Annotated in this window: 2 protein-coding genes; both read right to left on the reverse strand. The window is 68.1% G+C overall.

Annotated elements, in window-relative coordinates; genetic code table 11:
• Nucleotides 1-699: ABC transporter ATP-binding protein (locus GSQ79_RS27330; RefSeq protein ID WP_158811895.1), on the reverse strand; the 699-nt coding region annotated here is incomplete at its 3' end.
• Nucleotides 696-1,456 (reverse strand): high-affinity branched-chain amino acid ABC transporter permease LivM (gene livM, locus GSQ79_RS27335; RefSeq protein ID WP_158811896.1); only part of this gene is annotated, 761 nt, incomplete at its 5' end. The genes livM and GSQ79_RS27330, both read right to left, overlap by 4 nt.

Raw genomic sequence — 1,456 nt, forward strand, 5'->3', positions numbered from 1 at the left:
GACGCCCATGACGACGCTCATGTCGTGCTCGATGAGCAGCACGCCGATGCCGTCCTCCTGGGTCAGGCGCCGGAGATCTTCGGCCAGTCCCGCGGATTCTCGTGGGTTGAGGCCGGCGGCGGGCTCGTCGAGGCAGAGGAAGCGCGGATCGAGGCACATGGCGCGGGCGATCTCGAGCCGCCGTTGCAGGCCGTAAGGCAAGGTCCCCGCCTCGTCGTTGGCGCGGTCCGTGAGACCCATGCGGGCCAGCCAGCCCATCGCCTTGTCGACGGCCGCGTCTTCGGCGCGGCGATAGGACGGCAGGCCGATGAGGCCTTGGAGCTGCAGCAGGCCGGAGCGGCTCAAGGTGCGATGCTGCGCCACTAGGAGGTTTTCCAGCGCCGTCATGCCGGCGAACAGGCGGATGTTCTGGAACGTCCGGGCGATGCCGGCGCGCGAGACGATTCTGTGGCCGGGGAGCGTGTCGACGCGCAGCGCGCCCGCGCCGTCGCGGATGGTGATCTCGCCGGCCGTCGGCTTGTAGAAGCCGGTGACGCAGTTGAAGGCCGTGGTCTTGCCGGCGCCGTTGGGCCCGATCACCGCGGTGACTTGGCCGGTGCGCGCACCGAAATCCAGATTGTCGACGGCGAGAATGCCGCCGAAGCGCATGGTGAGTCCCCGAACGATCAGGGCAGGACTGTCGGCGAAGGTCTCGCTCATCCCGAAACCTTGGGCGCCAAGGTTTTAGGGGCTTTGAGCTTGCCGAGATCGACACGGATCGACGGCGAGCGGCCGGCGATGAGGCCGCCGGGACGCCACACCATGATCAGCACCATCGCGAGGCCGAACACCAGCATGCGGTATTCCGCAAAACTGCGGCCGAGCTCGGGCAGGCCGACGAGCACCGCGGCGGCGATGACCACGCCGAGCTGGTTGCCCATGCCGCCGAGCACGACGACGGCGAGGATCACCGCGCTTTCGCTGAAGGTGAAGCTGTCCGGCGAAATGAATCCCTGGCGGGCGGCGAAGAAGCAGCCGGCGAAGCCGCCGAGCATCGCGCCGAGGGAAAAGGCGGTGAGCTTGATCACCGTCGGATTGAGGCCGAGCGCCTGGCAGGCGATCTCGTCCTCGCGCAGCGCTTCCCAGGCGCGGCCGATCGGCAGCCGCCGCAGCCGCGCGGTGAAGGCGAAGGTGACGAGCGCCAGCGCCAGGATCACATAGTAGAGCCAGGCGATGCGATGCAGCGGCGAAAACGGAATGCCGAACAGCTGGGCGAAGGTCGTGCCGCCCTCCGGCGCACGCGCGGTAAACGGCAGACCGAAAAAACTCGGGCGCGGAATGCTCGACACGCCGTTGGGGCCGCCCGTGACGTCGGCCCAATTGATGATGATGATGCGGATGATCTCGCCGAAGCCAAGCGTCACGATGGCGAGGTAGTCGCCCTTGAGCCGCAGCACGGGGAAGCCGAGCAGCAGCC

This window comes from Beijerinckia sp. L45 (genome assembly GCF_009765775.1).
Taxonomy (GTDB): domain Bacteria; phylum Pseudomonadota; class Alphaproteobacteria; order Rhizobiales; family Beijerinckiaceae; genus RH-AL1.